Source organism: Halosolutus amylolyticus, assembly GCF_023566055.1.
GTDB lineage: Archaea > Halobacteriota > Halobacteria > Halobacteriales > Natrialbaceae > Halosolutus > Halosolutus amylolyticus.
In genome coordinates, this window is the sequence record NZ_JALIQP010000005.1 from 75,515 (window position 1) to 97,441 (window position 21,927).

Below are 21,927 nucleotides of genomic sequence, written 5' to 3' on the forward strand. Positions count from 1 at the left end.
CATCCGTATAAAACGATCTGAGAGCGTTCATTACTGTTTAGTGACGTCTCTTGAGGCGTATTCAACGATCGGTCGATAATGGTGACAGTATGGTTACTTTTCATTATCGGCTTCTAGCGTGTCGTCCGATCGCATGTGTCGTCTCGGCCGACCGCATGGGCCGTCTCGTCTGGACAGGGGTCCGTATCGTACGATACGCGAGGGCCTTCCTGGGCGTCCGCCACTCCAGTCGCCGGCGAGTCCGGTCCGTCGAACCAGTGGCGAAGACGACTTATCGCAGTGGGAATACCCGCGAGTATGGACCAGGTGTTCGCACCGTGGCGGATCGAGTGGATCGAACGCGAGGACAAGAACCCCGATATCGAGGCGTGCGTCTTCTGTGAACTCCCGGCGCTTGACGCCGATCTGGACAACCTGATCGTCGCGCGGAGCGACCACGCGTTCGTCATGCTGAACAACTACCCGTACAACCCGGGCCACGCGATGGTGATTCCCCACGCACACACCGGCGACTACCGGGACCTCGACGACGAGCACCTGCTCGATCACGCCCGCCTGAAACAGCGGACGTTCGACGCGCTCGAGACGGCGCTCGATCCGGACGGCTTCAACGCCGGCCTCAACCTGGGCGAGGGGGCCGGTGGCTCGATCGGGGACCACCTCCACACGCACATCGTTCCGCGCTGGCAGGGCGACACGAACTTCATGCCCGTCCTCAGCGACACGTCCGTGATCGTCGAGGCGCTCGCGGACACCTACGATCGGGTCCACGAGGCGTTCGCCGACCAGGCGGAGACGAGGGTTCCCGGCGAGGACGCCGCGGTCGTCGTCGAGTAGCGTACGTGTCGCCGAGCGGTGGGAATTTTGGTCGCTCCCGCACTACGCCTATCCGTGACAACCGACGAGGCCCTCGCGTCCGCTGCACGGACGATTCGCGACGCCGACGAGATCGTCGCCCTGACCGGTGCGGGCGTCTCCACCGCGTCGGGCATCCCCGACTTTCGGGGAGAGGACGGCCTCTGGCAGCAGTACGACCCGGCTGACTTTCACGTCGATCGGTTCCGGGCGGATCCGGCCGGCTACTGGGACCAGCACCTCGACCTGTACGACGAGTTCTTTGACGGCGACGTCGCCCCGAACGCCGCCCACGACGCGCTCTCCGACCTCGAGGCCGCGGGCCACCTCGACACGCTCGTCACGCAGAACATCGACGGCCTCCACGCCGAAGCGGGTTCGGATTCAGTCGTTCGCCTCCACGGGACCGCGGCCAACACGGTCTGCCAGTCGTGTCGGGAGCGCTACGACGTCGAACCGATCCTCGAACGGGCCCGTGACGGCGACGTGCCGCCGACCTGCGACGAGTGCGATGGAACCCTCAAACCGGACACCGTCCTCTTCGGCGAACGGCTCCCCGAACGCGCGCTCATGCGATCGCAGGCCGCCGCTCGGTCGGCCGACGTCTTCCTGGCGATCGGGTCCTCGCTGACCGTCGAACCGGCCGCGTCGCTGCCGCGGACGGCCGCCGATCGCGGCGCGACGCTCGTGATCGTGAACCTCGACGAAACGCCGCTCACCGATCGCGCGGCCCACGACTTCCGGGCGGACGTGACCGACGTCGTGCCGCGGCTCAGGGACGCGATCGTCGGCGACGCGGAGTGAGGGGCCGAACCCGCGGGATCGAACAGTTCGATCCAGCGGACGGTGGAAACCTTGATGAGTGTTATCGTGGCACGTCACAACGTAGCAAGGGTGGTACACATGACCGACGCATACGTCAACATCCTGGTCGATCCGGGTGCCGTCACAGACGCCGCGAACGAGATCGGTGATCTCGACGCGGTCAGCACCGTCCACGTCGTTACCGGGGAATACGACGTCATCGCCCAACTCGATCTCGACGATTCCGACGACCTGCCCCGCGTCGTCGCGGACGAAATCCACGGCGTCGCGGGCGTCGTGGATACGGTAACCAACGTCGCCTTCGAGCCCTGACCGACGGGCGGCGTCGCGGGGGCAATGTCCTCGTCTCGCCTCTCCAGGCCGATCCAGCGCCCGGTCCGGCCGTGGGCTCGATCGGCGGCGTCACCGATTCGTAAGCCAGCAAAACGGTCCGCCTGCCCGTACGCTTTTGAGCGAATGGGTCGTGTTCCCGATCGACATGGAGTACGAAGTCGTCCATACGGAGGACGTCCCGATGACCGACCTCTCGGAGATCGACGAGGTACCTCCGGACCTGCAGATTCGGGCGCTCGACGAGGTACTGCCGACCGAGAACGTCCAGCTCAAGCTCTGGTACTTCGACCCCGGCGAGGAGATCCAGTATCACGCCCACGCCGAACAGGAGGAACTGTACTTCGTCCTCCAGGGGGAGTTCTCGGTCAAACTCGGCCGCTCGGGCGAGGAAGAGTACGTCGAGGCCGGGCCGGGCACGGTCTGGATGGCCCGGCCGGAGATCGGCCACGGCCACCGCAACGTCGGCGACGAGGAGGGGGTCGTCCTCGCGATCGGCGCGCCGGCCGTCGAGGACGCGGGCCTCGATCCGCACAGCCTCGGCGACGGCGAGTAGCGCCCGACACCGACCGATCGTAGCCGATGTACGTCTCAGGCGTACGTCGCGTCGAGATAGTCCAGGATCCGTTCCGATTCGGCCATCGTCACGCCGTAGTCGTCGTCGACGACGACTGGGACCTGCCGCTGACCGGAGAGCCGCCTGACCTCGTTCCGTTTCGAGTGGAGTCCCTCGACCCAGACGCTCTCGTAGTCGACGCCGAGTTCCTCGAGCCGATCGACGACGACCTCGCAGTACGGACAGCCTTCGAGGCGGTACAGGGTGACCATGCCCCGTCGTTCGCACCCGACCGGCAAAAGCGTGGGTGGGCAGTTCCGGTCGGTGGAAGCGTGGGTAGGGCGGTTCCGGTCGGTGGAAGCGTGGGTAGGGCGGTTCCGGTGGCCGGACGTTTTTGGTCCCCGGGCGAGAGTCCCGCGTATGCCACCGACAGCAGGGGAGCGGCTTCCCGACTTCGAGGCACCGCTGTGCGACGGCGAGACGTTCCGATCGACGGCCCTCTCCGCGGCGCTCGGCGATCGGGGTGGCGTCGTCGTCTGCACCGGCTTCGCGTTCAGCGCGATCGCCCAGAACTGGTGGAAACGGTTCGTCCGGGCCGGCTGGGAGGAGTTCGATGGCGTTTCGGTTCTCGGCGTGAGCCGCGACGGCCCCTACGCCCAGAACGAGTTCCTGCGCTGGCTGGACCGGCCCGACTTCCGGTTCTTCGCGGACGTGAACGGCGCGGTGAGCGAGTCGCTCGACCTCCTCGCCGATCGCGATCACATGGCGACCGTCTCGACGCCGTGGCGATCGGCGTTCGTCGTCGATTCCGATCGGGAGGTGCAGTACGCGTTCGTCGCGGACGACTGGATCTCGCCGCTCCCGCGATCGGATATCGAAGCCGCTGTCGAGGCCCTCTGATCGACGGCTGCGTCTCGCGTAGGCGCTGAAGAACGGCGTACTCACGTACGAAACGGGGAGCGATCGGCGATCGGAGTCGGAGCCGCGAACGCGTTTCGTTACGAACAGCCTTTACTCGGGTTCACACCAGAGGGTCGTCCCGCTGCGGGAGCACTCGATCCGGAGGGGATCGTCGTAGGTCACCGAGACGGCGTCCATCGACTGGATGTAGTGTGCCGGCAACCCGCCCTGGGAGCGTTCGTTGAGCTGGCGGAGCAAGCCGGCCTCCTGTAACTCCTCGACTTTCCGGTAGGCGGTCGATTGTGGCAGGTCGAGTTCCTCGGCGATTTCGGGAACCGTCACCGGCTCCGTAGCCTGCAGATACACCTCGCGCGAGTCGTCGGTGGCGAGCAGTTCGATTATCGCCTGCGGGTTACACCCCATCGGACCGTCCCGCTCGGCGTACGTACACCGCGGCTGGTCGTCGACTGTCTCGCTCATATATACCCGTTGTACGTCCGCAAAGGAGTACCTCGTCCCTCCCTCCCAGTCCGTGGGAATTGATCGCGAAACCGGTCGGCCGCCGACGTCGATGGTCAGCCGCTACACCGGCTCTCCGAACGCGTACATCGTCTATCGGCAGCCAGTCCAGGGCGGTCACGCCGATGACGGCCACGACGAGCCCCACCGCGATCGGAATCTTCGAGCGATCGTAACTGGCGGGCCCGTGCTCGTTGACCACCATCGTTCGATTCTCGACGAGCCGTTCGAGCGCCCGATAGCCGGCCTAGACGAGCAACGCGTCGCCCGGCGCCCGGTTGCAGTCGCAGTTGGCCCATTCGTGTGCGGACGACGCTATCGCCGCGCCTGACCGCGACGACGGTCACGTCGAACCGCTGTCGGACGCCAGCGCTGGAGAGCGTCTCGCCCACTAACGGCGATCCGCGGAGGAGGACCACCACGTGAACATCGCGAGCACCGTCAGCGTCGCCGAACTCGCGAACTCCGAGAGGCCGTCGGCGGACGTCACGCCGGTCCAGGGTTCGAGGATCACCAGCGTCACGAGCAGCCCCAGCGCGGTCACGTCCACGGGCACAGGTTCGAGGACGAAGAGCGCGAGGACGACCGTGACGATCGCGAAGACGACGGTGATCTCGGGGGTCAGCGCCGTCTCCGCCTGCAGGAGCACCGTCGGGCCGGCTGTCACACTCTCGTCTTCTCAGGAGTCGTTTAAAAATCGTTCAACAGCGATTTGAAGCCTCCTCGATCGACCGACGTCCTCCCCCGATAGCCTGCGCGTTTTCCCGTCGTGGTCTTCCGGCACACCCGACTTGGTGACCATCTACGCGGCCCGCTGAGCGACCGTCGGGTGGAAAGACTCGAGCCTTGTCGATACTGCGATCCGACTCAGAGAAGGATCCCGTGCAGCAGCTTGTTCGTATAGATGATCGCGGGATAGGTAGCCGGAAATCCGATCAGGAAATTGTTCAACCCCATAAAAACCGCGTTGAACACGTGGAAGAGAACTCCGGCGCCGAGGACGAGGGTCAGAACGGCATCGTTTCCGAAGAGGACGACCGGGAACGCGGTCTCGAATCCGATAACCATCCACGCCCCCGCGAACTGTAGTTTCGGAAACCGAGTCAGGAGACGATAGACGGTCCCGTTACCGTACATCTCCGTGGAGAAGATACTCCCGAGCGCTGTTCCGGTCTGCCACTCCCTGGAGACGAGTTTGCTGACTCCCGCGACGAAGTACGAAAGGACGATTTGAGCCGCGATAAACGCGATCGCTGCGGTTTGCGCAACGCTTCCGTCGGGAAACCACACTGCTACAGCCAGTGCAGGAAGCGTAATCATCGAGACTTGAAACGTTCCGGTAAGGCCGCCAAGGAACCGATACGTGAGGGCGACGTTGGTCGCGAACAACAACCCGAGCAGGAGGACGGAGACGTGGCCGAGGACGGCGAGGGCTACGAGAAGGACTGCGATCGCCACCCTGGCGACTAAAATACCCTGGAAAAACGGCCGCTGCAACACCCGTTCCATGAGCGGCGGGAGCACCCTCCCAGTACGAATGTAGAGTTGCGTGATTTTCCAACTCAGCAATCCGTCGTCCCCGAATCGATCGCGGGTCGCGAAGTGTTCTAACGACGTCACTATCGCGAGCGCCCCGATCAGTACGGTTATTACCCTGATGACCAGCGCCGAGTTAGTCCCCAACTCAGAAAGATACGTTCCGGTTTCTAGTCCGACCATCGCTACAAGTTATGAAACCGTGACACGAAATGCGGTTCGTGTCGGTCCATGGCGCGCGAATGCTGCATCACCATAAACTGCGTTTCCGTGTCTATCTCGGAGTGCGGTCGTTCGGTAACGTAATTCAGTAGCGTCAAGTAGTATACCGAGAGTTCGTTCGAACCCAACTCTATCGTCTGTAGTCCACCGTCCCCGCACTCACGTTCCGTCCCTTCGAGACGGATCGCGTCGATATTCTCGTTTTTTACGTTCGTTCCGAGATTCACCACGATGTCGAATATCAGCTTCGTCCGGTAGATCTCGGGGTTCCAGATGCACTGGGTCTTTCTCCCCGATCTATCGAAGAGTTCGATCTGTTTCCAATCGGTTACGGAGTCATCGACGCGACGGTCTCGGTAGAACAAGTGGTAGTCGTACTGCCCCGGATGCGGTGAGAAAAAGTTCCACTTCGGGACGAGCGTGTTCATCGGCCCGAGAATCCGCGCGAGAACCGTACTCCCCCGGTTCGTCGAGTTGATAACCGTGAGGCCGAACCACACTCCGAAGACCGAAACTACGAGTATATCTACTACTCTCACACCAATAATATAGAAGATACTATATTAAATTTATCGGTGATACTTGGGTGTTCGATCCTACGAGGTAATTTCGAGGTCCCCGATCGCCGCGACGCCGTAGCGGAAGGAGGCCCAACCGATAGCCGAACCGAGAAGTACGGTTGCGATCGGTCCGGCTAACAGAGCGAACGATAGCTCACCGCGCGTACCCGCGTCGTACAGACCGAACGCAGCCGGAACGCCGATCACGACCAGACTGAACAGAAAGACGAGCACCGCTTCCAGACGAGGGATTTCGACGGCCGCGCTGTCGGTCGGGTCAGTCCCGCTAAACTTTGGCAACGCCGTTCCGATTCCGATCGATATGAACGGTGAAAGGAATCCGAGGACACCTCCCAATACGGTGAGAAGTGACTGGGTAAGCAAGCTCGTTCCCACCGTTACGGCAGTACCGAGCGTTGCGATGCCCACGAGGAGTCCGCCGGGAATGGCGGCCGAGAGCGCGTATCCGGTCAACAGTATCTCGCCGCCGCGACGCGTGGTAAGCGCGGCCGTCAGCGCTGGTCCCTCGTTCCCCAGTGGATTGAGGGTCGCTCCGACGCCGACCGCCACCGCTCCGTAGATCGCGACGATCAACGGCGCGCTTGCGGGGAACTCCCTCACAGCAGTGATTCCGGCCCCGCCAGTAAGGACGACTACCAATCCTCCGTATAGGAATACTCGAGGCTGACGACTGATTCGCATCCAGTTCATCAGGACGGCGGCGAAAACGGGGCACGAAATAATCCGTTCGAGACCTCTCGCCCCTCGGAATCGTCTCCGGTTCGATAGCGTCGGGTCGCTTCGCTGGACTCGGTCCGTCAGCCAGAGTCGGTTTCCGATCCGTCCGACGACGAGGAGACTCAAACCGGCGGCAACTGGACCGGAGAACAGGGCCAGAAGTGCGTTCGTGATCGATGCCTCGTCGAGATGGGCCAGCAAAGCGATATCAGCGTACCAGCCTATCGGCATCGTCGACAGCAGCGAGATCGATTGACGAAACTCGAGAAACATCACGAACATCAACAGAACCAACGGCACGGTCACGAACGACCGCTTTCTCCTCGTTTGGAGGACCGTATCCGTAAGGAGACGGGCGGCGAGTATACTGGGATACACCAGTGCAACGACCGTGAGTACGAGAATCGAACTGGCAGCGATCACCGCGATCATCGGGAAGACCGACCCCGAACCCAGTCCGAAACTAACCGCGCCGATCAGTACCGGGGCTCCGAGCAGTCGGATACTGTACGCGGTCAGTGTGAGCATATCGGAGACGGCGAGGGTCCGCGGTGTCGCTGCGGAGAGAATCGCTTCGCTCTCTCGTTCGAGGTGCTCTCCGTTAGAGATCATCTTGAACGTGACAAAATACGTCGTGATGAGGAATACCACTCCGGCCATCCCGCGCACCGTCTCGAGGACTTCTCGGTCGCTCGCCGTCGATAACCGGGTTCCGTAACTGTACGCGCCTGGTTCCGACCACAGCGTCTCGTACACGGGCGGATGACCGACGATCGCGGGAGCGACCAGGAGAATCACCCCGAGCTGAATACCGATTATTGTCGGTTGTGATTTGATCTGCCGATACTGTGCCCGCATTCGCGTTCGAAAGAGAGCGAAACTCTTGCTTATCCAATCGAGCATGAATGGGGTCAACTACGGTTCGGTGATCTCGATGAACACGTCTTCGAGCGTCTGGTCTTCGGGCGACGTCACGCGATTTTTCAACTCTTCCGGTGTGCCGGTAGTGATCAATTCGCCCTGATGTAACACGCCAACGGCGTCAGCCAGCGTATCGACGACCGGAAGGATATGCGTCGAGAGAAAAACCGTCGATCCGTCGCTCACGAACTCTCGAAACGTTTCCTGTACGGTTCGAACGGCGTTGGGGTCCAGTCCTGACGTCGGTTCGTCGAGAAATAACACCTCGGGTTCGTGAAGGATCGACTGAATGAGTCCTACTTTTTGCTGCATGCCTTTCGAGTACGAGGAAATCCGCTTGTTCGCGTGCTCGGTTAGATCGAATCGATCGAGGAACAGTTCGATTCGATCGTCTGCGTACTCCGGATCCATACCGCGAAACCCGGCCCAAAATTCCAGCTGCTCCAGTCCGGTGAGTTCCGGATACAGGGGCGGCTCTTCGGGTAAGTATCCGATCTTTTCGGTGACTGCGTCTCGATTCGCGATGGATTCTCCCGCCACCGTCGCCGATCCAGCGGTCGGTTTCAGGAGACAGGTGAGGATCCGCATCACCGTCGTTTTTCCCGCTCCGTTCGGGCCGAGAAACCCGTAGATGTCCCCGGATTCAACGACGAAAGATAGATCACGAATCACGGGAACATCGCCGTATTCTTTTCGGAGACTTGTTGTATTAATCGCAACCATGAGATATAAGATAATTCACAAGGCGTTCACTTAAGTATTTCTTCCCGACAACGCCCATCGTTTTCGCCCGATGCGGGCGGCAGAGATCGAAAGACGAATCGCGCGACTCTCCGGGCCTCACCGTCGGGTCACGCCGCACGGTCGGGGAGAACACGAGCAGTTTTTTCAGACCCCCTAGAAGTGAGACGAGAGTGAACGATGCCTCGTCTCAACGATCGTTGCTCGGTGACCGTTATCCGTGCAGTTGCTTTCGTGTGTCGACGAGCGCGTCGACCGACGCCCCCTCCTCGACAGCCGCGACACTTCTCGAATCGAGTTCGTTGACGGCGTTGTCTGCGGATCCGCTACTGTAGACGGCGGCGGCGCCCAGAACTGCGCCGGCGGCGACGAGCGTGACGGCCGACGCTTCCGATGGTTGGACTTTGAGCGACGGTTCCTGGACGGTTTCCGGTGCCAGAGCGGCGGCGTCTCGCTCGGCCTCGGACTTGGTCGGTGAGACGACAACTACCTGGTACTCGTACTCGGCGTCGTCCGTCGCGGCGTACTCGCGGACTTCGAACGCGTCGCGATCGAGGTCACCACCGGTAAACGCTGCGAAGTCGGCGGCGACTGCACTCTCCGTTTCGAGTCCGAGTTCGCTGATAACCGGTTCGCTGTGGTAGGTCAGATCAGCCACCGCACCGCTATCCTCGTTTTCGGTTCGTGCGGCAGTTTCCAGTCGTTTGTGAACGCGTCGGATCCGATCCGGATCGGCATCGCGGACGGCGCGTTCGAACTCCTTGATGAGGTCCGAGTCTTCCTCGGCGCGGAGCAGTCCGATTACCCCTTCGAAATCGTCGAGGTCGTCGGGGAGTTCCTCTCCGTCGAGTTCGAGAATCCGTGGCGAACGACGGCGCTCGGTTCGCTTGTCCCGGTCTACACCGGAGGCGGGAGTTCGGTCGTCTGGCGTCTCTCCGAAGGAGAACGCAGTTCGAGCGTGCGATACAAGTCGGGTCGAAACTTCGAGTGGATATCGAACCACGAAAATGTATTCTACCCAACTATATATAAATATATTGTAAATGAGAAATATAGTTATATATTAATCTAGGGGTATAGAATACATTATTGGCAAGATTGTATTTTAATACGCGAGCGTCATTCCTGAAGTTCCACCGGAAAATCCGATTCGGATGGGTTTGAACGTCTAGCGGTCCGGCCAGCGACGAGAGTTACCGGAAGGCAGAAGGCACGATCGGTCGGTCTCGACGCGGCGGGCCTCGACGAGCGCGAATCTCGGCTTCGGATCCGCGATCCTACGAGCGCGGCTTCCCGAACGCATACATCGTCTCGTGGGCCGTGATCTCGAGATCGACGAAGTCGCCGGGCTCGATGCCATGATCGCTCGCGTTCCGGACGATGATCTGCCGGTAGGCCGAGTCGCGACACTTCACCGAATCGGCAGTTCCATCCTCGACGACGAGACAGTCCTCGCGACGCTCGCCGACCATGTCGGCGTAGGCCTCGCCGACGATCTCGCGCTTTTCCGCGCTCATTTCCTTCGATCGCTCCTTCTTGATCGTGCCGCCCAGCCCCTTCATGTCGGCGGCGTCGGTGCCCGGCCGCTTCGAGAAGCGGGTGACGTTGAGCTTCTCCGGTCGGGTCTCCCGGAGGAGTGCCATCGACTGTTCGTGATCGTGGTCGGTCTCGGTGGGGAAGCCGACGATGAAGTCCGTCGAGAGCGTCCAGTAGTCGAGCGCCTCGTCGAAGGCGTCGACGACCTCGAGGTATTCCTGGACCTGGTGCTGGCGGCGCATGTCGCCGAGCACGTCGTCGCTGCCCGACTGGACCGGCGCGTGCAGGAAGTCGTACAGTTCCTCGTTCTCGGCGAAGACCGCGGCGAGTTCCTCGCGGATGCCGTGGACGCCCTTGGGGTTGGCCATCCCCACGCGGACCCGGAAGTCGCCCTCGATGTCGCAGATCCGATCGAGCAGCCGGTGGAGTTTGCGCTCGCCCTCGTCCCAGCCGTAGACGCCGGTGTCCTGGCCAGTGATCCGGATCTCTTTCGCGCCGGCGTGGATCAGCGCCCGGGCCTTCTCGACGTTCTCCTCGATCGACGGCGAGTCGATCTTGCCCGTCGCGTGCTTGGTGATGCAGTACGAACAGTCGGACATGCAGCCCCGCGCGATCGGCAGGATGCCGACGACGCCGTCGAGGACGGGTTCGGCGTCGGGCGTCGTCGTCGGACACTCGCCGTTGGTGACCGCTTCCGGCACCTCGTCCCAGTGGAGGATCCGCCCGTCGACGTCGGCCTTCGCGAACTCCTCGCCCTGCGCGAGGGCCATACAGCCCGTGATGAACAGATCGGCGGTCTCCTCGGCCAGTTCCTCGGCCCGGCGGAGCATGTTCCGTTCGGTCTTCTCGACGACGGTACAGGTGTTGAGGATGGCGACGTCGGCCTCCTCCGCACCGTCGACGCGGTAATGGCCCGCGTCGCGGAGCCGTCGCTCGATCTCGCGGCTCTCCCCGCGGTTGGACGTACAGCCGTACGTCTCCATGTGGTACCGGGCCATTCGTCGTTGCACAATCGTCGGGTCCGGGAGGGCAAAAGCCCGACGGATCCCGGTTGGACCGCGGGACTGTCGGCCGACGGGGACTCGTCCGCCGGTCGCACGCGAGCGGTCATCGCCGTCGGCGACGGTTCAGGGTGCGAGCGGGCGGTCTCCGACCGCCGGGGCCGGTGACCGGCAGCCACCGTTCACCCTCCCGATCGATCGTCGGTCGGAATCACAGCCCAGAGGACGACCAGGCCTGTCACGACGACGCCGGCGACGATCGTCGTCGTAAACGACACCTGCACGCCGAAGAACGCGAGCGCAGTCCGGAGTTCGACGATGAGCACGACGAGAATCGCGATCACGAGAAACAGCCGGGGGAGCGTAGTCCGCATCGATCGATCACTGGGCTAGCCGACGCTGGCGAGGCTACTCTCGACGGTCCCACGGAGGAACGATACGAAACTCGACGGGTCGATCAGGACGGGGAACGGGCCGACGTCCGGCCCGAACAGGCCGCCTCTCGCGACGATGCTGGCCAGCGGGAACCCGTACGCGAGCACCAGCAGGACGATCGCGATGCCGGCCCACAGCTTCAGGTTGTCGAGCACTCGCGGCGAGTCCTCGGGGCCCGACAGCGGTCGCGGGATCCGGTGATCGTCGATCGGCTCGCTGTCCCCGTTGAACGCCGTCAGGAGCATCAACGCGAGGAACAGCATCGCCGAGATGAACAGCAGGGTGCCCCCGATCGCGAGCTGGGCGTCGAGTTCCCCCATCGAGCCGACGACGGTCTCGTACTCGAACCCCTCGTACTGCGGTTCGGCCGTTCGGCGGGGCATCCCGGCCAGTCCGCCGCGGTACATCGAGTTCGTCATGAAGACGATGCCGATGAACCAGAGGAGGACCTGGACCAGTCCGAGCCCCCGTCCGACGAGGCGGTTCCCGGTCAGTTGCGGGACGAGCCAGTAGGAGCCGGCCATGAACGTCAGCGCGGCCGCGGTTCCCACCTGCGTGTGGATGTGGCCGGGGATCCAGAGCGTGTTGTGGACGAGGTAGTTGATGTTCATCCCGGCGTTGACGATGCCGGTGAACCCGCCGAACGCGAAGACGGCACCGGCCAGCGCCATCCCGGTGAACGCCGGCTCCCGCCACGGTAACGCCGTCAGCCAGCCGAGGTAGCCCTCGCCGCCGCGCTGGCGGGCACCGTGTTCCATGCTGGCGACGATCGTAAACGCCGTCAGAAAGCTCGGCAGGAGGAGAAACATCGTGTTCGTCATCGCGATGAACTTGAACCCCTCAGCGATTCCGGGGTCGAGATACTGGTGGTGGATCCCCACGGGGGTCCCCAGCAGGACGAACAGGATGAAGACGACGCGAGCGAGCGGGTCGCTGAACAGCCGTCCCCCGGAGAGCTTCGGTAGCAGGATGTACCACAGCAGGTACGCCGGCAGGAGCCAGAAGTAGACGACGGAGTGGCCGAAGTACCAGAACAGCGTCCGCGTCAGCAGCGGGTTGATCGACTCGACGATGCCGAGCGACCACGGCAGGATGAACGCGAGAATCGACACGGCGACGCCGATCGACGAGACGTACCACATGATCATCGTCGTCAGTACCATGAACGTCGGCAGCGGGATCCGCTGGCCGGGATGATCACCCTTCCAGGCCCACCACGAGCGGAACCAGTCGACGCCCGCGAGCCACGTCCCGACGACGAAGACGACGAGGCCGACGTAAAAGATCGGGTGGCCCTGCAGCGGCGCGTAGAACGTAAAGAGCGTGTCCGAACTCACGTCGATCGCCTCGACGAAGCCGGCCAGGATCGCGAACGCCGCCAGGAGCGTCCCGGTGACCATCAGCCCGTACCAGCCCCACGTGAGTCGCATGTCGACGGGACCGCGCCCGAGGCTGTCGGTGACCGCCCACTGATAGACGCCCACGAGGAAGAAGATCGTGAACGTAACCACGAGAAAGACGCCGTGGCCCGTCAACACGGTGTAGTAGGCCTCCGACTCGATGAACCGGTAGATATCGGTCCGGTGAAACGCCTGGATGAGACCGAAGAACGCGCCCACGCCGAACGCGACGAACGAGGAGGTAAACACCAGCCGAACGAGACGCGCCTGATCCGGGTACTCGTCGGCGAACGTCTCACGCATCGGCATCACCCTCGCCGTCGGTCCCGGTCTCGTTCCCGTCGTCGGCCTCGGTTTCGTTCCCATCGTCGGTCTCGGTCCCATCGCCGCCGTCGTCGCCCTGCTCGCCCTCGTCACCGGCTTCCGCCACCGTCAGGGTCCCGGTCTCCTCGTAGTCGTCGACGGTGACCGTCCAGTCGTGGTCGCCCTCGCCGAGATCGGCAGTATCGACCGTGAACGTCACCGTCTCGCTGTCGTCGCCGCCGACCGTCACGTCCTCCTCGAACGTCTCGTTGCCGATCTCGAGCGCGACCGTCGTCTCGAGGTCCTCGAGTTGCCCGTTCTCGACCGTGACCTCGAACTCGGTTTCGTTGCCGGGTTCGACCTCGTCGGGAGCCTCGACCGACAGTTCGGTCATGTCGAACTCGTCCTCGGGAACGACGTTGAGTTTCCCCTCCATGGTGTGGTGCTGGGAACCGCAGTACTCGTGACAGATCACCCCGTACTCCCGCGCCTCGTCGAACTCGACGGTCATCGTCGACACCTCGCCGGGAATGACCATCGTGTTGGTGTTCGTCCCGACGACGCTGAAGCCGTGGATCACGTCCGGACTCGTCACGTAGAACGTTACCTCACTGTTCGCGGGCACCTCGATCGGGTCGGGCTGGAAGATGAACGTCCGGGCGACGACGTACGCCTCGTACTCGTTCTCGCCGACCTGCTCGACGCGCGGTTCGCCGAACCGATCGTCCTCGCTGATGTCGCCCGGTGACATCACCTCCTCGCTGTCGTCGATCATCGAAATGCCGAGTCCGACCGAGCCGTAGGTGATCGTCACGATGAATCCGACGATCAACACGAGCGCCGCGGCGAGCCAGGCTTTCTCGTAGGTGTGGATGTTCATGCGAACTCACCCGATCAGCAGCGGCGTCGGGGCGTTCCCGAGAAACTCGACGAAGTACGTGAACAGCCACAGCAACACGAGCACCAGAAAGTACAGCGCGATCAGTACCAGCGTTCCCACCGGATCGTACTCCTCGTGGCTCAGCGATCGATCCGGTGCCGCTAGCTCGTGGGCGTTCGCGTCCGACATGGTGGTGTTCGCGTCTGACATACTTGCCTCCCGACCACGCCAGGGCGTATAAATCGGTAGCCCGATTTCACCGCTATCCCGACGCTACCGCCAGCGATCGTCGGCGCGTGTCCGGTTTTGGGTCGCGAGACGCGTCCGGCCGTGCCGGCGGTAATCGTGACGTTGTCGACGCGATAGTAGTCGTTGAGTCGGCTACGCCACGACTCAGTGCGACCGCGTCACCGACCAGCGGCGCGTCTCTCGGTCTCTCCGTCGCGACCGAGACGCGAGCGGTCGGTCACCGAAAATTTTTGTCCTGCCGACAAGAAGACGAATCCAATCCCTCCATGACCCTCCGGTTGCGTATCTGTGCCGTCCTCGGGGTGTTCGTCGCGGTGAACGCCCTGTTCGTCTTCGCGATCCTGTGGGCCTACGGCGTCTTGCTCCCCGGGGTTGTCGCCGGGACGCTCGTCTACGCCCGGCACGGCACCGTCGGGTTCGCCCTCCTCCAGACCCCGGTCTCGTGGCCCGCGTTCCTGGTCGTGGTCGCGGTCTTCCTCGCGGCCCAGACGTACTACGGCTATCGGCGCGTCCTCTCGGGAACCAGCGGCGAGACCGGCGACGCGGAGCACGCGGTCGCGCGGATCGTCCGCCGGCTGGCGATGACCGCCGACGTCCCCGAACCGGCCGTTCGCGTCGTCGACGACGAAAGGCCGAGCTGTTACACCGTCGGCCGCCTCACCGACGCGACGATCGTCGTCACAACGGGACTGGTCGATCGGCTCGACGCCGACGAACTCGAGGCCGTCCTCGCCCACGAGATCGCCCACGTCGCGAACCGGGACGTGACGCTGATGACGATCACGACCCTGTTCGTCGAGATCGCCGATCGGGCCGCGCACGCGGCACGGCTCGCCCGCCGGGCGCTGGCCGATCCGGACGAACTGTCGTCCCGGGGGACCGTCGCGATCCAGTGGTTCCTGCCGCTGGTCGCGCTGACGTACGTCTTCGTCGCGCCGATCCTGTGGGCGTTCCCCCCGATCGCCGACCGGGCGACCCGGTCCCTCTCGCACGCCCGAGAGTTCGCCGCGGACGCGGCCGCCGCGCGGCTGACGGGCGATCCGCTCGCGCTCGCGACCGCGCTGGTGACCCTCGCGGAGACGACGCCCACGCCGGAGACGGACCTCCGGACGCCGGGGCTCCCCGCGCTGAGTATCGTCCCCGCGGCGCCCGTCACCGGCGCTGAACCGACGGCGGTTCCCGACCCGGATCGCACCGTCGACGCGGCGCGACGGCGCGAGCGCGTGACGTCGTGGCTCGAGGGGGCGACGCCGTCGACGTCCGCCGACGCGGGAACCGACACGCACCCGCCGATCGACGCCCGCGTCCGGCGACTCCAGGACCTGGCCGCCGAACTGGAGGGGGTATCGTGACCGGGACGCGACGGGTGCTGTTCGCCCTCGGCTGTGTCCTGTGTCTGCTCGCCGTCGCCACCGCGCTCCCCGCGGCCGACCCGCGACTCGACCCACCCGGCGACGCGGGCGGAGAGCCGACCGCCGGCGACTGGGACTCGATCGACGGGACGCCGGAGTTCGACGCGGTGCCGTCGGACGATCGAACCGACGAGAACGAGGCGGACGACGGGCCGGTCTCCCCCGACATCGAGATCGAGGGCGCGATCGAACCGGGCAACGAGGTTCGGGTCGATCTCGACGCGTTCGGCCCGCGGGCCACGAAGACCATCCACGTCAACGGCGACGCGGTCGCCGAAACCGACGAGTTCGGCCGTGCCGACGTCGTCGTGCCGTACGCCGAGGAGATGACCGTCACGGTTCCCGAGGACGACGTCTCGCGCACGATCGACGTCGAGACGGACGCGACGATCGAGACGCACGACGGAGCGGTCCCGGACCGCGAGTTCGAGCTCTCGGCCGCGGTCGGTTCGACGCCGGTCACCGACGCGACGGTGTTCCTCGACGGCGAGTCCGTCGCGACCACTGACGAGGACGGGCGGGCCACCGTGACCCTCCCCGAGACGGCCGGGCCGGCGGCCCTGCGCGTCGAGCGTGGCCCGGTCGAGGGGGAGCACACCGTCGACGTCGCCGAACCGACGGTCCGGTTCGTCTCTCCACTGCTGTTCCCCGGCTCTCCGGCACCCGTGCAGGTGTCTGCCGACGGCGACAGGGTTCCGGACGCGACGGTGTCGCTCGCCGACGGGGAGCCGACCACCACCGGCGACGACGGTCGGGCGCGGGTGTGGCTCCCGATCGAGGACGAGGCGACCGTGACCGCCGAGGTCGGCGCCGAAACGGCGACGGCGACCGTCGGGAACCTCTACCGCCGGCTGGCGGCGCTGGTCGTGCTCGTCCCGGGGTTCGTCATCGGGGGCTCGGTGACGTACCTGCGGTTCGTCGCGTCTCGCGAACGCCGTCGAGGGGCGGCTCTCGCTGGGCTGTTCGTTACGCTCGCGGACCTCCTCGCCGGGCTCTCCGACGCGTTCGCGACGATCGCCGACCTGCTTCGCGGACTCGATCGACCGTCGCTATCGCTCCCCGGGTTCACGGTTCCGCAGCCGGGCTTCGGGTGGACGGTCCCGTCCGTCGGCCCGGCCCTCGCGTCGTTCGGGCGCGCCCTCGGCACGCTGCCCTCGCTCGGATCGCTCCTCCGTTCGTCGGGTCGAGACGGCAGTTCACCGCTCTCACCGCCGTCGATCGGAACCGCGTTCGGACGTGACGACGCCGAGGCCGACGACCCGTCCGATGCCGCGGCGGCCGGTCCCGAACTGGCCTCCGAACCGCTGGCACCCCGCGGGCCGCGCGCGGAGATCAGGGCGGCGTGGCACGCGGTTCTCGATCGGCTCGCGGTCGAGGACCGGGAGACGGCGACGCCCGGGGCGGTCGCCCGCCGCGCTCTCGGGGAGGGGTTCCCGGCCGAACACGTCACCGCACTCGTCACCGTCGTCCGCGAGGTCGAGTACGGCGGCCGGGAGCCGTCGCCGGAGCGGGTCGCACGAGCACGGGCGGCGGCGAGCGAGTTGCTGGACCACGACCCGGACACGGAGGGATCGACGTGAGTCGTCGCTCGTCCGGCGGACCGGGAGTGTTCGCCCGGTTCTTCGGGACCGATCCGGATCGGCTCGCGATCGCGGTGGTCCTCGGTGGGACCGCGCTGGCGATCGGCGCGGTGCTCCTCGGCGGCTTCGTTCCGGCCGGGCGAGTGCTCGTCGGGTTGCTGTATCCGCTGGCGGCGCTGTTCCCGCTTCTCGGGGTCGCGATCGCGGGCTATGCGATCTGGTGGCTCTGGCTCGCCACCCCGTCGAGCGACGCCGCGATGGTCGAGGGCGACCCGCCCGAGGCGGGCGTAACGCGTACCGACCGACGGGTCGGTCGCGAGACCGATCTGCTCCTCGACGACGCGGCGAACGACTGGTACCGGTGTCAGCCGACCGACTCGACCGCGGCGGTTCGACGCCGACTCGCCGACGGGGCGACTCGCGTTCTCACCACGAAACGCGGCTTCGCGCCGACGGCGGCCCGCGAGGCCGTCCAGTCGGGAACGTGGACCGGGGATCCGGTCGCGGCCGCGTTCCTCGCCGAGGACCTGCGCCAGCCGCCTCGCGAACGCCTGCGCGCGGCGATCGACCCCGGGGCGGCGTTCCGGCGACGCATCCGTCGGACGCTCGCGGCGATCGAGGCGATCGACGACCCGGCCGTCGAACCGGTCGATGCGGGCTCGCGGGACCGGTCGGAGGTGGCTCGATGACCGATCGCGCCGTCGACAGGCTCGATTCGGGCGAGTGGGCCGTCGCCGCGGCGCTGGCGCTCGCGGGCGTCGGGATCTCCGTCGGAAGCCAGTTCCTCGTCGTCGCCGCGACGCTGCCGCTGTGGTACGTCGCGTCGGCGGTCCTCGGCAGTCGCCAGCGGGCGATGGTCCGGGTCGGTCGAGAGGTCGGCGACGACGGGGGCCCGGAATCCGCCGTCGACGGCGACCCCGGTGACACGGTCACGGTGCGGACGACCGTTCAGAACGCCGGTTCGGACCCGATCGTCGACCTGCGCGTCGTCGACGGCGTCCCCGAGGCGTTGCCGGTCGTGTCGGGCACGCCGCGGACGTGCGTGACGCTCGATCCGCTCGAGACGGCGACCCTCGAGTACGCGGTCGAACTCCGGCGCGGCGAGCACCGCTTCGAGGACCCGACGATCCGCACGCGGGACCTGACGGGAACGGTGGCCGAAACGAGGTCGGCGACCGTGACCGGTGCGGAGACGATCCGCTGTTCGCCGGTCGTCGAGTCGGTGCCGCTCGGGGGCGGCGCCAACGACTACGCGGGCGAGGTGCCGACGGACGAGGGCGGGAGCGGCGTCGAGTTCTACTCCGTCCGGGAGTACGAACCGGGCGATCCGGTCGGCGCGATCGACTGGCGGCGCTACGCCGGAACCCGGGACCTGGCGACCGTCGAGTACCGCGCCGAACGGGCGACGCGGATCGTCTGCGTCGTCGACGCCCGACCGAGCCAGTTCAGCGCGGCGACGACCGCGGATCCCCCCGCGGTCGACCTGTCGGCCGACGCCGCCGACCGAACGATCGAGACGCTGGTCGACGCGGGCCACCCGACTGGCGTCGCCGGCATCGGTGTCGGCGGCAATGGAGACCGGCGACTGGCGACGGTTCCGCCGGGGACCGACCCCGAGACGCGACGGCGCGTGACGGACTTGCTGGAGGCGGCGCGTCGATCGGGTAGGCTCAGCGGAAAATCCGTCCGGAACTGGATATGCGACCCGTTCGACGAGCTCCCCCGAACGCTCCCCGGCGAGGCGCAGGTGTACCTCTTCTCCGCGTTCGTGGACGACAACCCGGTCAACCTCGTCGAACGGCTCCGATCCCGCGGCTACGCCGTTCGCGTCGTCTCCCCGGACGTCACCGCTACCGACGACGCCGCGACGCGACTGGCGGCGCTCGATCGCGATCGGCGACTCGCGAGGGCTCGCGCGGCCGGGGCCCGCGTCGTCGACTGGGATCTCGACCGCCCGCTCGGGCTGGTACTGAACGACGCAATCGGGGAGGTAGGCGATCGATGAGCGCCCCAGACGATCGACTGCCGGCGACGACGGCGCGGACGATCGCGCTCGCCGCCCTCGTCGGGACGCTCGCGATGGCCGCCCAGGAACCGTCGGCCGCCGCCGGGGCCCTCTTCGGGATCGCGGCCGTGGTCGTCACGCGCTGGTTCGACGGGTCCTATCGCCGCGTGACGGTCGCGGCCGCGCTCCTGCCCGTCCCCGTCCTCGGCGCGATCGCCGTCGCCGCCGTCGGAGCCGATCCGGTCGGCGGCGTCCTAACGATCCTGAGTGCGATCGTCGGCATCGGCGTCGCGGTGGTCGTCGGCCGGCCGACGCCGGTCGCGATCGAGCGCGCGGGATCGGCCGCGCTGTACGCGGGGGTCGCGGCCGGCGGCGTGGCCGTACTCGCGTTCGGCGTCTCCACGGCGGGGACCCTCCGATCGGCGCTCGCGTCGGCGCTGTGGGTCACCGGCGACGGCGTCGTCGGCTTGCTCGTCGGGAGTCTCGTCGCCGCGGTCGCCGTGGCTGGCGGCCTGTTCGCCGTCCCGCCCGCCGCGTTCGCGACGCCCGCCGATCGCGATTCGTACGCGAGGACCCGGGCCGCGATCACGTGGACGATCGGATACGCGACGCTGCTCGTATTCGTGCTGGTGGTGGCGGCGACAGTCCTGGCGTGGTTCGTCCCCCCGACCGACGGCATCGCCGCGGTGCTCGCCGACAGCGCCCTCGTTCGCGGGCTGATCGCGGCCCTGACCGGTGGCGGCGTCGTGACCGCGGCCGTCGGAACGATCGTCCGCGCGTCGTGGTTCGGGACGACCGGCCGGAGCAACGCCGTCGTTCCCCTCCTGGCCGGCGCGGTCTGTGGGGTCGTCCTGATCGCGCCGATCGCGATCGGGGCCAGCGGGGGCAGGATCGCCCTCGTGGCCGGGCTCTTCGGCGCGGCGACGATCGTTCTCGGCCTGAGCTATGCAGCGGTGCGAGTCGCTCTCGAGACGACGGTGACGGACGGCGAGTCCGATTCGGCGACCGCGATCGCCGCCGCACTCGTGGGCGGTGGCCTCGTCGGTGGTGCGACCGTCGACGCCGCGTCCGGCCTTGCGACGATTCGCGTCGGGGCAGGACCCCTCGTCGCGATCGCGACCGGGCTGTTCGTCTACGACGTCGGCCGGTACGGACGGACGCTCGCACGCGAGGTCGGCCGTGAGGGGGCCTCGCGACGGGCACAGTTCGTCCAGCTCGGCTGGCGCGGCGCGGTCGCGGCCGTCGGCGTCCCCGTGGCCGCCGTCGGCTTTCTGGGCGCGACGGTGCTCGCGCCGACGCTATCGGTTCCGGCGACGGTGGCCGTCCTCGGCGGCGTCGCCGCGATCGTCGCCGGGGCCTGGCTACTGTTCCGCTGACGGCGATTCCATCGCCGGCACCTCGACGTCGTCCAGCACGGCGTCGATGACCGCGCGCCGGGAGATCCCGTCGACGCTGGCCTCGGGCGTGAGGACGAGCCGGTGGGCGAGCGCGGGGGCGGCGATGCGCACGACGTCGTCCGGCACGACGTAGTCCCGGCCCTCGAGGACGGCTCGCGCCCGGCTCACCTCGAACAGCCGCTGGACGCCGCGGGGCGAGACGCCGACGTCGACGCGGCCGTCGGTCCGCGTGGCGCGACAGACTGCGCCGATGTAGTCGCGCACCGGTCCCTCGACCGTGACGTCCTCGGGGACGCGCTGGAGGTCCCGAACCGTCTCGCGATCGACGACCGGGTCGACGGTCGGGTCCGGTCGATCGCGATCGGCCCGGCGATCGATCAGTTCGCGCGTCCCGTCGGCGTCGGGGTACCCGAGCGAGGTCTTGATCATGAAGCGATCGCGCTGGGCCTCGGGGAGTTCGAACGTGCCCTCCTGCTCGACGGGGTTCTGCGTCGCGATGACGAGGAACGGGTCCGGGAGGTCGTGAGTCTCGCCGTCGACCGTCACCTGCCCCTCCTCCATCGCCTCGAGCAACGCGGACTGCGTCTTGGGCGGCGCACGGTTGATCTCGTCGGCGAGGACGACGTTGGCGAACACGGGTCCGGGCGTGAAGTGGAACTCGCCGGTCTCCTCCTCGAACACGTACGACCCGGTGACGTCGGAGGGCATGAGGTCCGGCGTGAACTGGATCCGGGAGAACTCCAGTCCGAGGGCGGTGGCGAGCGATCGGGCCGTCAGCGTCTTGCCCGTTCCGGGAACGTCCTCGAGAAGTATGTGACCCCGGGCGAGGATGCCGGCGGTGACCTCCTCCAGGACGGATCGATCGGCGACGACTGCGGAGAGGACTTCGTCGACGACGGCCGTCGCCGTCGACGCGGTGTCTGCGACTGACATATCGGGTACGCGGTCGCCGGAAACTTATAGTTCTCGTGAACCGACGCGTCGGATCGATCGTCGGCGGGGCCGGCGAACCTCCCGATCGACCCC

25 protein-coding genes are annotated in these 21,927 nt (G+C 66.1%); 10 read left to right on the forward strand and 15 right to left on the reverse strand.

The window, feature by feature from the left end:
* Positions 1-297: 297 nt before the first annotated feature.
* The 4 genes from MUN73_RS18365 (at position 298) to MUN73_RS18380 (ending at position 2,566) form a co-directional block, all read left to right on the forward strand.
* Positions 298-837 (forward strand): HIT family protein, encoded by a 540-nt coding sequence (locus tag MUN73_RS18365; RefSeq protein WP_250141963.1) that lies wholly within the window; start codon positions 298-300, stop codon positions 835-837.
* A 54-nt stretch (positions 838-891) separates the two neighbouring features.
* A complete protein-coding gene (locus MUN73_RS18370; protein WP_250141964.1) occupies positions 892-1,659 on the forward strand; it encodes an NAD-dependent protein deacylase in 768 nt (255 codons plus the stop codon).
* A gap of 99 nt (positions 1,660-1,758) precedes the next feature.
* On the forward strand, positions 1,759-1,992 hold the full coding sequence (locus MUN73_RS18375; RefSeq protein WP_250141965.1) for an Lrp/AsnC family transcriptional regulator: 234 nt from the start codon (positions 1,759-1,761) through the stop codon (positions 1,990-1,992).
* Between the two features lie 166 nt (positions 1,993-2,158).
* Positions 2,159-2,566: a cupin domain-containing protein gene (locus MUN73_RS18380; RefSeq protein ID WP_250141966.1), complete on the forward strand. Its 408-nt coding sequence runs from the start codon at positions 2,159-2,161 to the stop codon at positions 2,564-2,566.
* Positions 2,567-2,601: 35 nt separating this feature from the next.
* On the opposite strand, the gene MUN73_RS18385 is transcribed toward MUN73_RS18380, so the two are convergent.
* Positions 2,602-2,838: a glutaredoxin family protein gene (locus MUN73_RS18385; RefSeq protein WP_250141967.1), complete on the reverse strand. Its 237-nt coding sequence runs from the start codon at positions 2,836-2,838 to the stop codon at positions 2,602-2,604.
* A 148-nt stretch (positions 2,839-2,986) separates the two neighbouring features.
* Here MUN73_RS18385 and MUN73_RS18390 point away from each other — a divergent pair, with 148 nt between their 5' ends.
* Positions 2,987-3,466 (forward strand): redoxin domain-containing protein, encoded by a 480-nt coding sequence (locus MUN73_RS18390; RefSeq protein ID WP_250141968.1) that lies wholly within the window; start codon positions 2,987-2,989, stop codon positions 3,464-3,466.
* A 111-nt stretch (positions 3,467-3,577) separates the two neighbouring features.
* Here the strand turns inward: MUN73_RS18390 and MUN73_RS18395 are convergent, their stop codons facing one another.
* From MUN73_RS18395 to MUN73_RS18450, 13 genes are all read right to left on the reverse strand, one after another.
* Complete coding sequence (locus MUN73_RS18395; protein ID WP_250141969.1) at positions 3,578-3,946, reverse strand: winged helix-turn-helix domain-containing protein; 369 nt, start codon at positions 3,944-3,946, stop codon at positions 3,578-3,580.
* Positions 3,947-4,041: 95 nt separating this feature from the next.
* Complete coding sequence (locus MUN73_RS22820; RefSeq protein ID WP_425492737.1) at positions 4,042-4,407, reverse strand: TrkA C-terminal domain-containing protein; 366 nt, start codon at positions 4,405-4,407, stop codon at positions 4,042-4,044.
* The gene (locus tag MUN73_RS18400) at positions 4,377-4,652 is read right to left on the reverse strand and encodes a hypothetical protein (protein ID WP_250141970.1); all 276 of its coding nucleotides are present in this window, start codon (positions 4,650-4,652) and stop codon (positions 4,377-4,379) included. Before MUN73_RS18400 ends, MUN73_RS22820 begins: the two co-directional genes overlap by 31 nt.
* 200 nt (positions 4,653-4,852) lie before the next feature.
* Positions 4,853-5,704 (reverse strand): hypothetical protein, encoded by an 852-nt coding sequence (locus tag MUN73_RS18405; protein WP_250141971.1) that lies wholly within the window; start codon positions 5,702-5,704, stop codon positions 4,853-4,855.
* A gap of 2 nt (positions 5,705-5,706) precedes the next feature.
* On the reverse strand, positions 5,707-6,282 hold the full coding sequence (locus MUN73_RS18410) for a hypothetical protein (protein WP_250141972.1): 576 nt from the start codon (positions 6,280-6,282) through the stop codon (positions 5,707-5,709).
* A 57-nt stretch (positions 6,283-6,339) separates the two neighbouring features.
* Entirely contained in the window at positions 6,340-7,797 is a 1,458-nt protein-coding gene (locus MUN73_RS18415; protein ID WP_250141973.1) for a hypothetical protein, read from the reverse strand.
* A gap of 159 nt (positions 7,798-7,956) precedes the next feature.
* Positions 7,957-8,685, reverse strand: a complete 729-nt coding sequence (locus tag MUN73_RS18420) for an ABC transporter ATP-binding protein (RefSeq protein WP_250141974.1) — start codon at positions 8,683-8,685, stop codon at positions 7,957-7,959.
* Between the two features lie 232 nt (positions 8,686-8,917).
* On the reverse strand, positions 8,918-9,706 hold the full coding sequence (locus MUN73_RS18425) for a hypothetical protein (protein WP_250141975.1): 789 nt from the start codon (positions 9,704-9,706) through the stop codon (positions 8,918-8,920).
* A gap of 274 nt (positions 9,707-9,980) precedes the next feature.
* Positions 9,981-11,237, reverse strand: a complete 1,257-nt coding sequence (locus tag MUN73_RS18430) for a tRNA (N(6)-L-threonylcarbamoyladenosine(37)-C(2))-methylthiotransferase (RefSeq protein WP_250142141.1) — start codon at positions 11,235-11,237, stop codon at positions 9,981-9,983.
* Positions 11,238-11,422: 185 nt separating this feature from the next.
* Positions 11,423-11,614 (reverse strand): CbaC protein, encoded by a 192-nt coding sequence (locus tag MUN73_RS18435; RefSeq protein ID WP_250141976.1) that lies wholly within the window; start codon positions 11,612-11,614, stop codon positions 11,423-11,425.
* A gap of 15 nt (positions 11,615-11,629) precedes the next feature.
* On the reverse strand, positions 11,630-13,378 hold the full coding sequence (locus MUN73_RS18440) for a b(o/a)3-type cytochrome-c oxidase subunit 1 (protein ID WP_250141977.1): 1,749 nt from the start codon (positions 13,376-13,378) through the stop codon (positions 11,630-11,632).
* Complete coding sequence (locus MUN73_RS18445) at positions 13,371-14,258, reverse strand: cytochrome c oxidase subunit II (RefSeq protein ID WP_250141978.1); 888 nt, start codon at positions 14,256-14,258, stop codon at positions 13,371-13,373. The genes MUN73_RS18440 and MUN73_RS18445 overlap by 8 nt, the downstream gene beginning before the upstream one ends.
* A gap of 6 nt (positions 14,259-14,264) precedes the next feature.
* Positions 14,265-14,447, reverse strand: coding sequence for a cytochrome oxidase (locus MUN73_RS18450; RefSeq protein WP_382182570.1), 183 nt, complete (start codon positions 14,445-14,447; stop codon positions 14,265-14,267).
* A 326-nt stretch (positions 14,448-14,773) separates the two neighbouring features.
* On the opposite strand from MUN73_RS18450, the gene MUN73_RS18455 reads away from it, so the two are divergent.
* From MUN73_RS18455 to MUN73_RS18475, 5 genes are read left to right on the forward strand one after another with little or no spacing between them, the layout of a single operon-like run.
* On the forward strand, positions 14,774-15,859 hold the full coding sequence (locus MUN73_RS18455) for a M48 family metalloprotease (RefSeq protein WP_250141980.1): 1,086 nt from the start codon (positions 14,774-14,776) through the stop codon (positions 15,857-15,859).
* Positions 15,856-17,499, forward strand: coding sequence for a DUF4129 domain-containing protein (locus MUN73_RS18460; RefSeq protein WP_250141981.1), 1,644 nt, complete (start codon positions 15,856-15,858; stop codon positions 17,497-17,499). The genes MUN73_RS18455 and MUN73_RS18460 overlap by 4 nt, the downstream gene beginning before the upstream one ends.
* On the forward strand, positions 17,496-18,188 hold the full coding sequence (locus MUN73_RS18465; RefSeq protein ID WP_250141982.1) for a DUF7269 family protein: 693 nt from the start codon (positions 17,496-17,498) through the stop codon (positions 18,186-18,188). The genes MUN73_RS18460 and MUN73_RS18465 overlap by 4 nt, the downstream gene beginning before the upstream one ends.
* Entirely contained in the window at positions 18,185-19,504 is a 1,320-nt protein-coding gene (locus MUN73_RS18470) for a DUF58 domain-containing protein (protein WP_250141983.1), read from the forward strand. The genes MUN73_RS18465 and MUN73_RS18470 overlap by 4 nt, the downstream gene beginning before the upstream one ends.
* Positions 19,501-20,880: a hypothetical protein gene (locus tag MUN73_RS18475; protein WP_250141984.1), complete on the forward strand. Its 1,380-nt coding sequence runs from the start codon at positions 19,501-19,503 to the stop codon at positions 20,878-20,880. The genes MUN73_RS18470 and MUN73_RS18475 overlap by 4 nt, the downstream gene beginning before the upstream one ends.
* Here MUN73_RS18475 and MUN73_RS18480 read toward each other — a convergent pair.
* Positions 20,866-21,834: an AAA family ATPase gene (locus MUN73_RS18480; RefSeq protein ID WP_250141985.1), complete on the reverse strand. Its 969-nt coding sequence runs from the start codon at positions 21,832-21,834 to the stop codon at positions 20,866-20,868. The two genes, MUN73_RS18475 and MUN73_RS18480, sit on opposite strands and share 15 nt — an antisense overlap.
* Between the last annotated feature and the right edge of the window lie 93 nt (positions 21,835-21,927).

What these genes read in the sequence shown, in the direction of transcription:
- MUN73_RS18365 (WP_250141963.1), top strand. Translation starts at nt 298, where the DNA reads ATGGACCAGGTGTTCGCACCGTGGCGGATCGAGTGGATCGAACGCGAG.
- MUN73_RS18375 (WP_250141965.1), top strand. Translation starts at nt 1,759, where the DNA reads ATGACCGACGCATACGTCAACATCCTGGTCGATCCGGGTGCCGTCACA.
- MUN73_RS18380 (WP_250141966.1), top strand. Translation starts at nt 2,159, where the DNA reads ATGGAGTACGAAGTCGTCCATACGGAGGACGTCCCGATGACCGACCTC.
- MUN73_RS18385 (WP_250141967.1), bottom strand. Translation starts at nt 2,838, where the DNA reads ATGGTCACCCTGTACCGCCTCGAAGGCTGTCCGTACTGCGAGGTCGTC.
- MUN73_RS18390 (WP_250141968.1), top strand. Translation starts at nt 2,987, where the DNA reads ATGCCACCGACAGCAGGGGAGCGGCTTCCCGACTTCGAGGCACCGCTG.
- MUN73_RS18395 (WP_250141969.1), bottom strand. Translation starts at nt 3,946, where the DNA reads ATGAGCGAGACAGTCGACGACCAGCCGCGGTGTACGTACGCCGAGCGG.
- MUN73_RS18405 (WP_250141971.1), bottom strand. Translation starts at nt 5,704, where the DNA reads ATGGTCGGACTAGAAACCGGAACGTATCTTTCTGAGTTGGGGACTAAC.
- MUN73_RS18420 (WP_250141974.1), bottom strand. Translation starts at nt 8,685, where the DNA reads ATGGTTGCGATTAATACAACAAGTCTCCGAAAAGAATACGGCGATGTT.
- MUN73_RS18430 (WP_250142141.1), bottom strand. Translation starts at nt 11,237, where the DNA reads ATGGCCCGGTACCACATGGAGACGTACGGCTGTACGTCCAACCGCGGG.
- MUN73_RS18435 (WP_250141976.1), bottom strand. Translation starts at nt 11,614, where the DNA reads ATGCGGACTACGCTCCCCCGGCTGTTTCTCGTGATCGCGATTCTCGTC.
- MUN73_RS18440 (WP_250141977.1), bottom strand. Translation starts at nt 13,378, where the DNA reads ATGCGTGAGACGTTCGCCGACGAGTACCCGGATCAGGCGCGTCTCGTT.
- MUN73_RS18445 (WP_250141978.1), bottom strand. Translation starts at nt 14,258, where the DNA reads ATGAACATCCACACCTACGAGAAAGCCTGGCTCGCCGCGGCGCTCGTG.
- MUN73_RS18450 (WP_382182570.1), bottom strand. Translation starts at nt 14,447, where the DNA reads ATGTCGGACGCGAACGCCCACGAGCTAGCGGCACCGGATCGATCGCTG.
- MUN73_RS18455 (WP_250141980.1), top strand. Translation starts at nt 14,774, where the DNA reads ATGACCCTCCGGTTGCGTATCTGTGCCGTCCTCGGGGTGTTCGTCGCG.
- MUN73_RS18470 (WP_250141983.1), top strand. Translation starts at nt 18,185, where the DNA reads ATGACCGATCGCGCCGTCGACAGGCTCGATTCGGGCGAGTGGGCCGTC.
- MUN73_RS18475 (WP_250141984.1), top strand. Translation starts at nt 19,501, where the DNA reads ATGAGCGCCCCAGACGATCGACTGCCGGCGACGACGGCGCGGACGATC.
- MUN73_RS18480 (WP_250141985.1), bottom strand. Translation starts at nt 21,834, where the DNA reads ATGTCAGTCGCAGACACCGCGTCGACGGCGACGGCCGTCGTCGACGAA.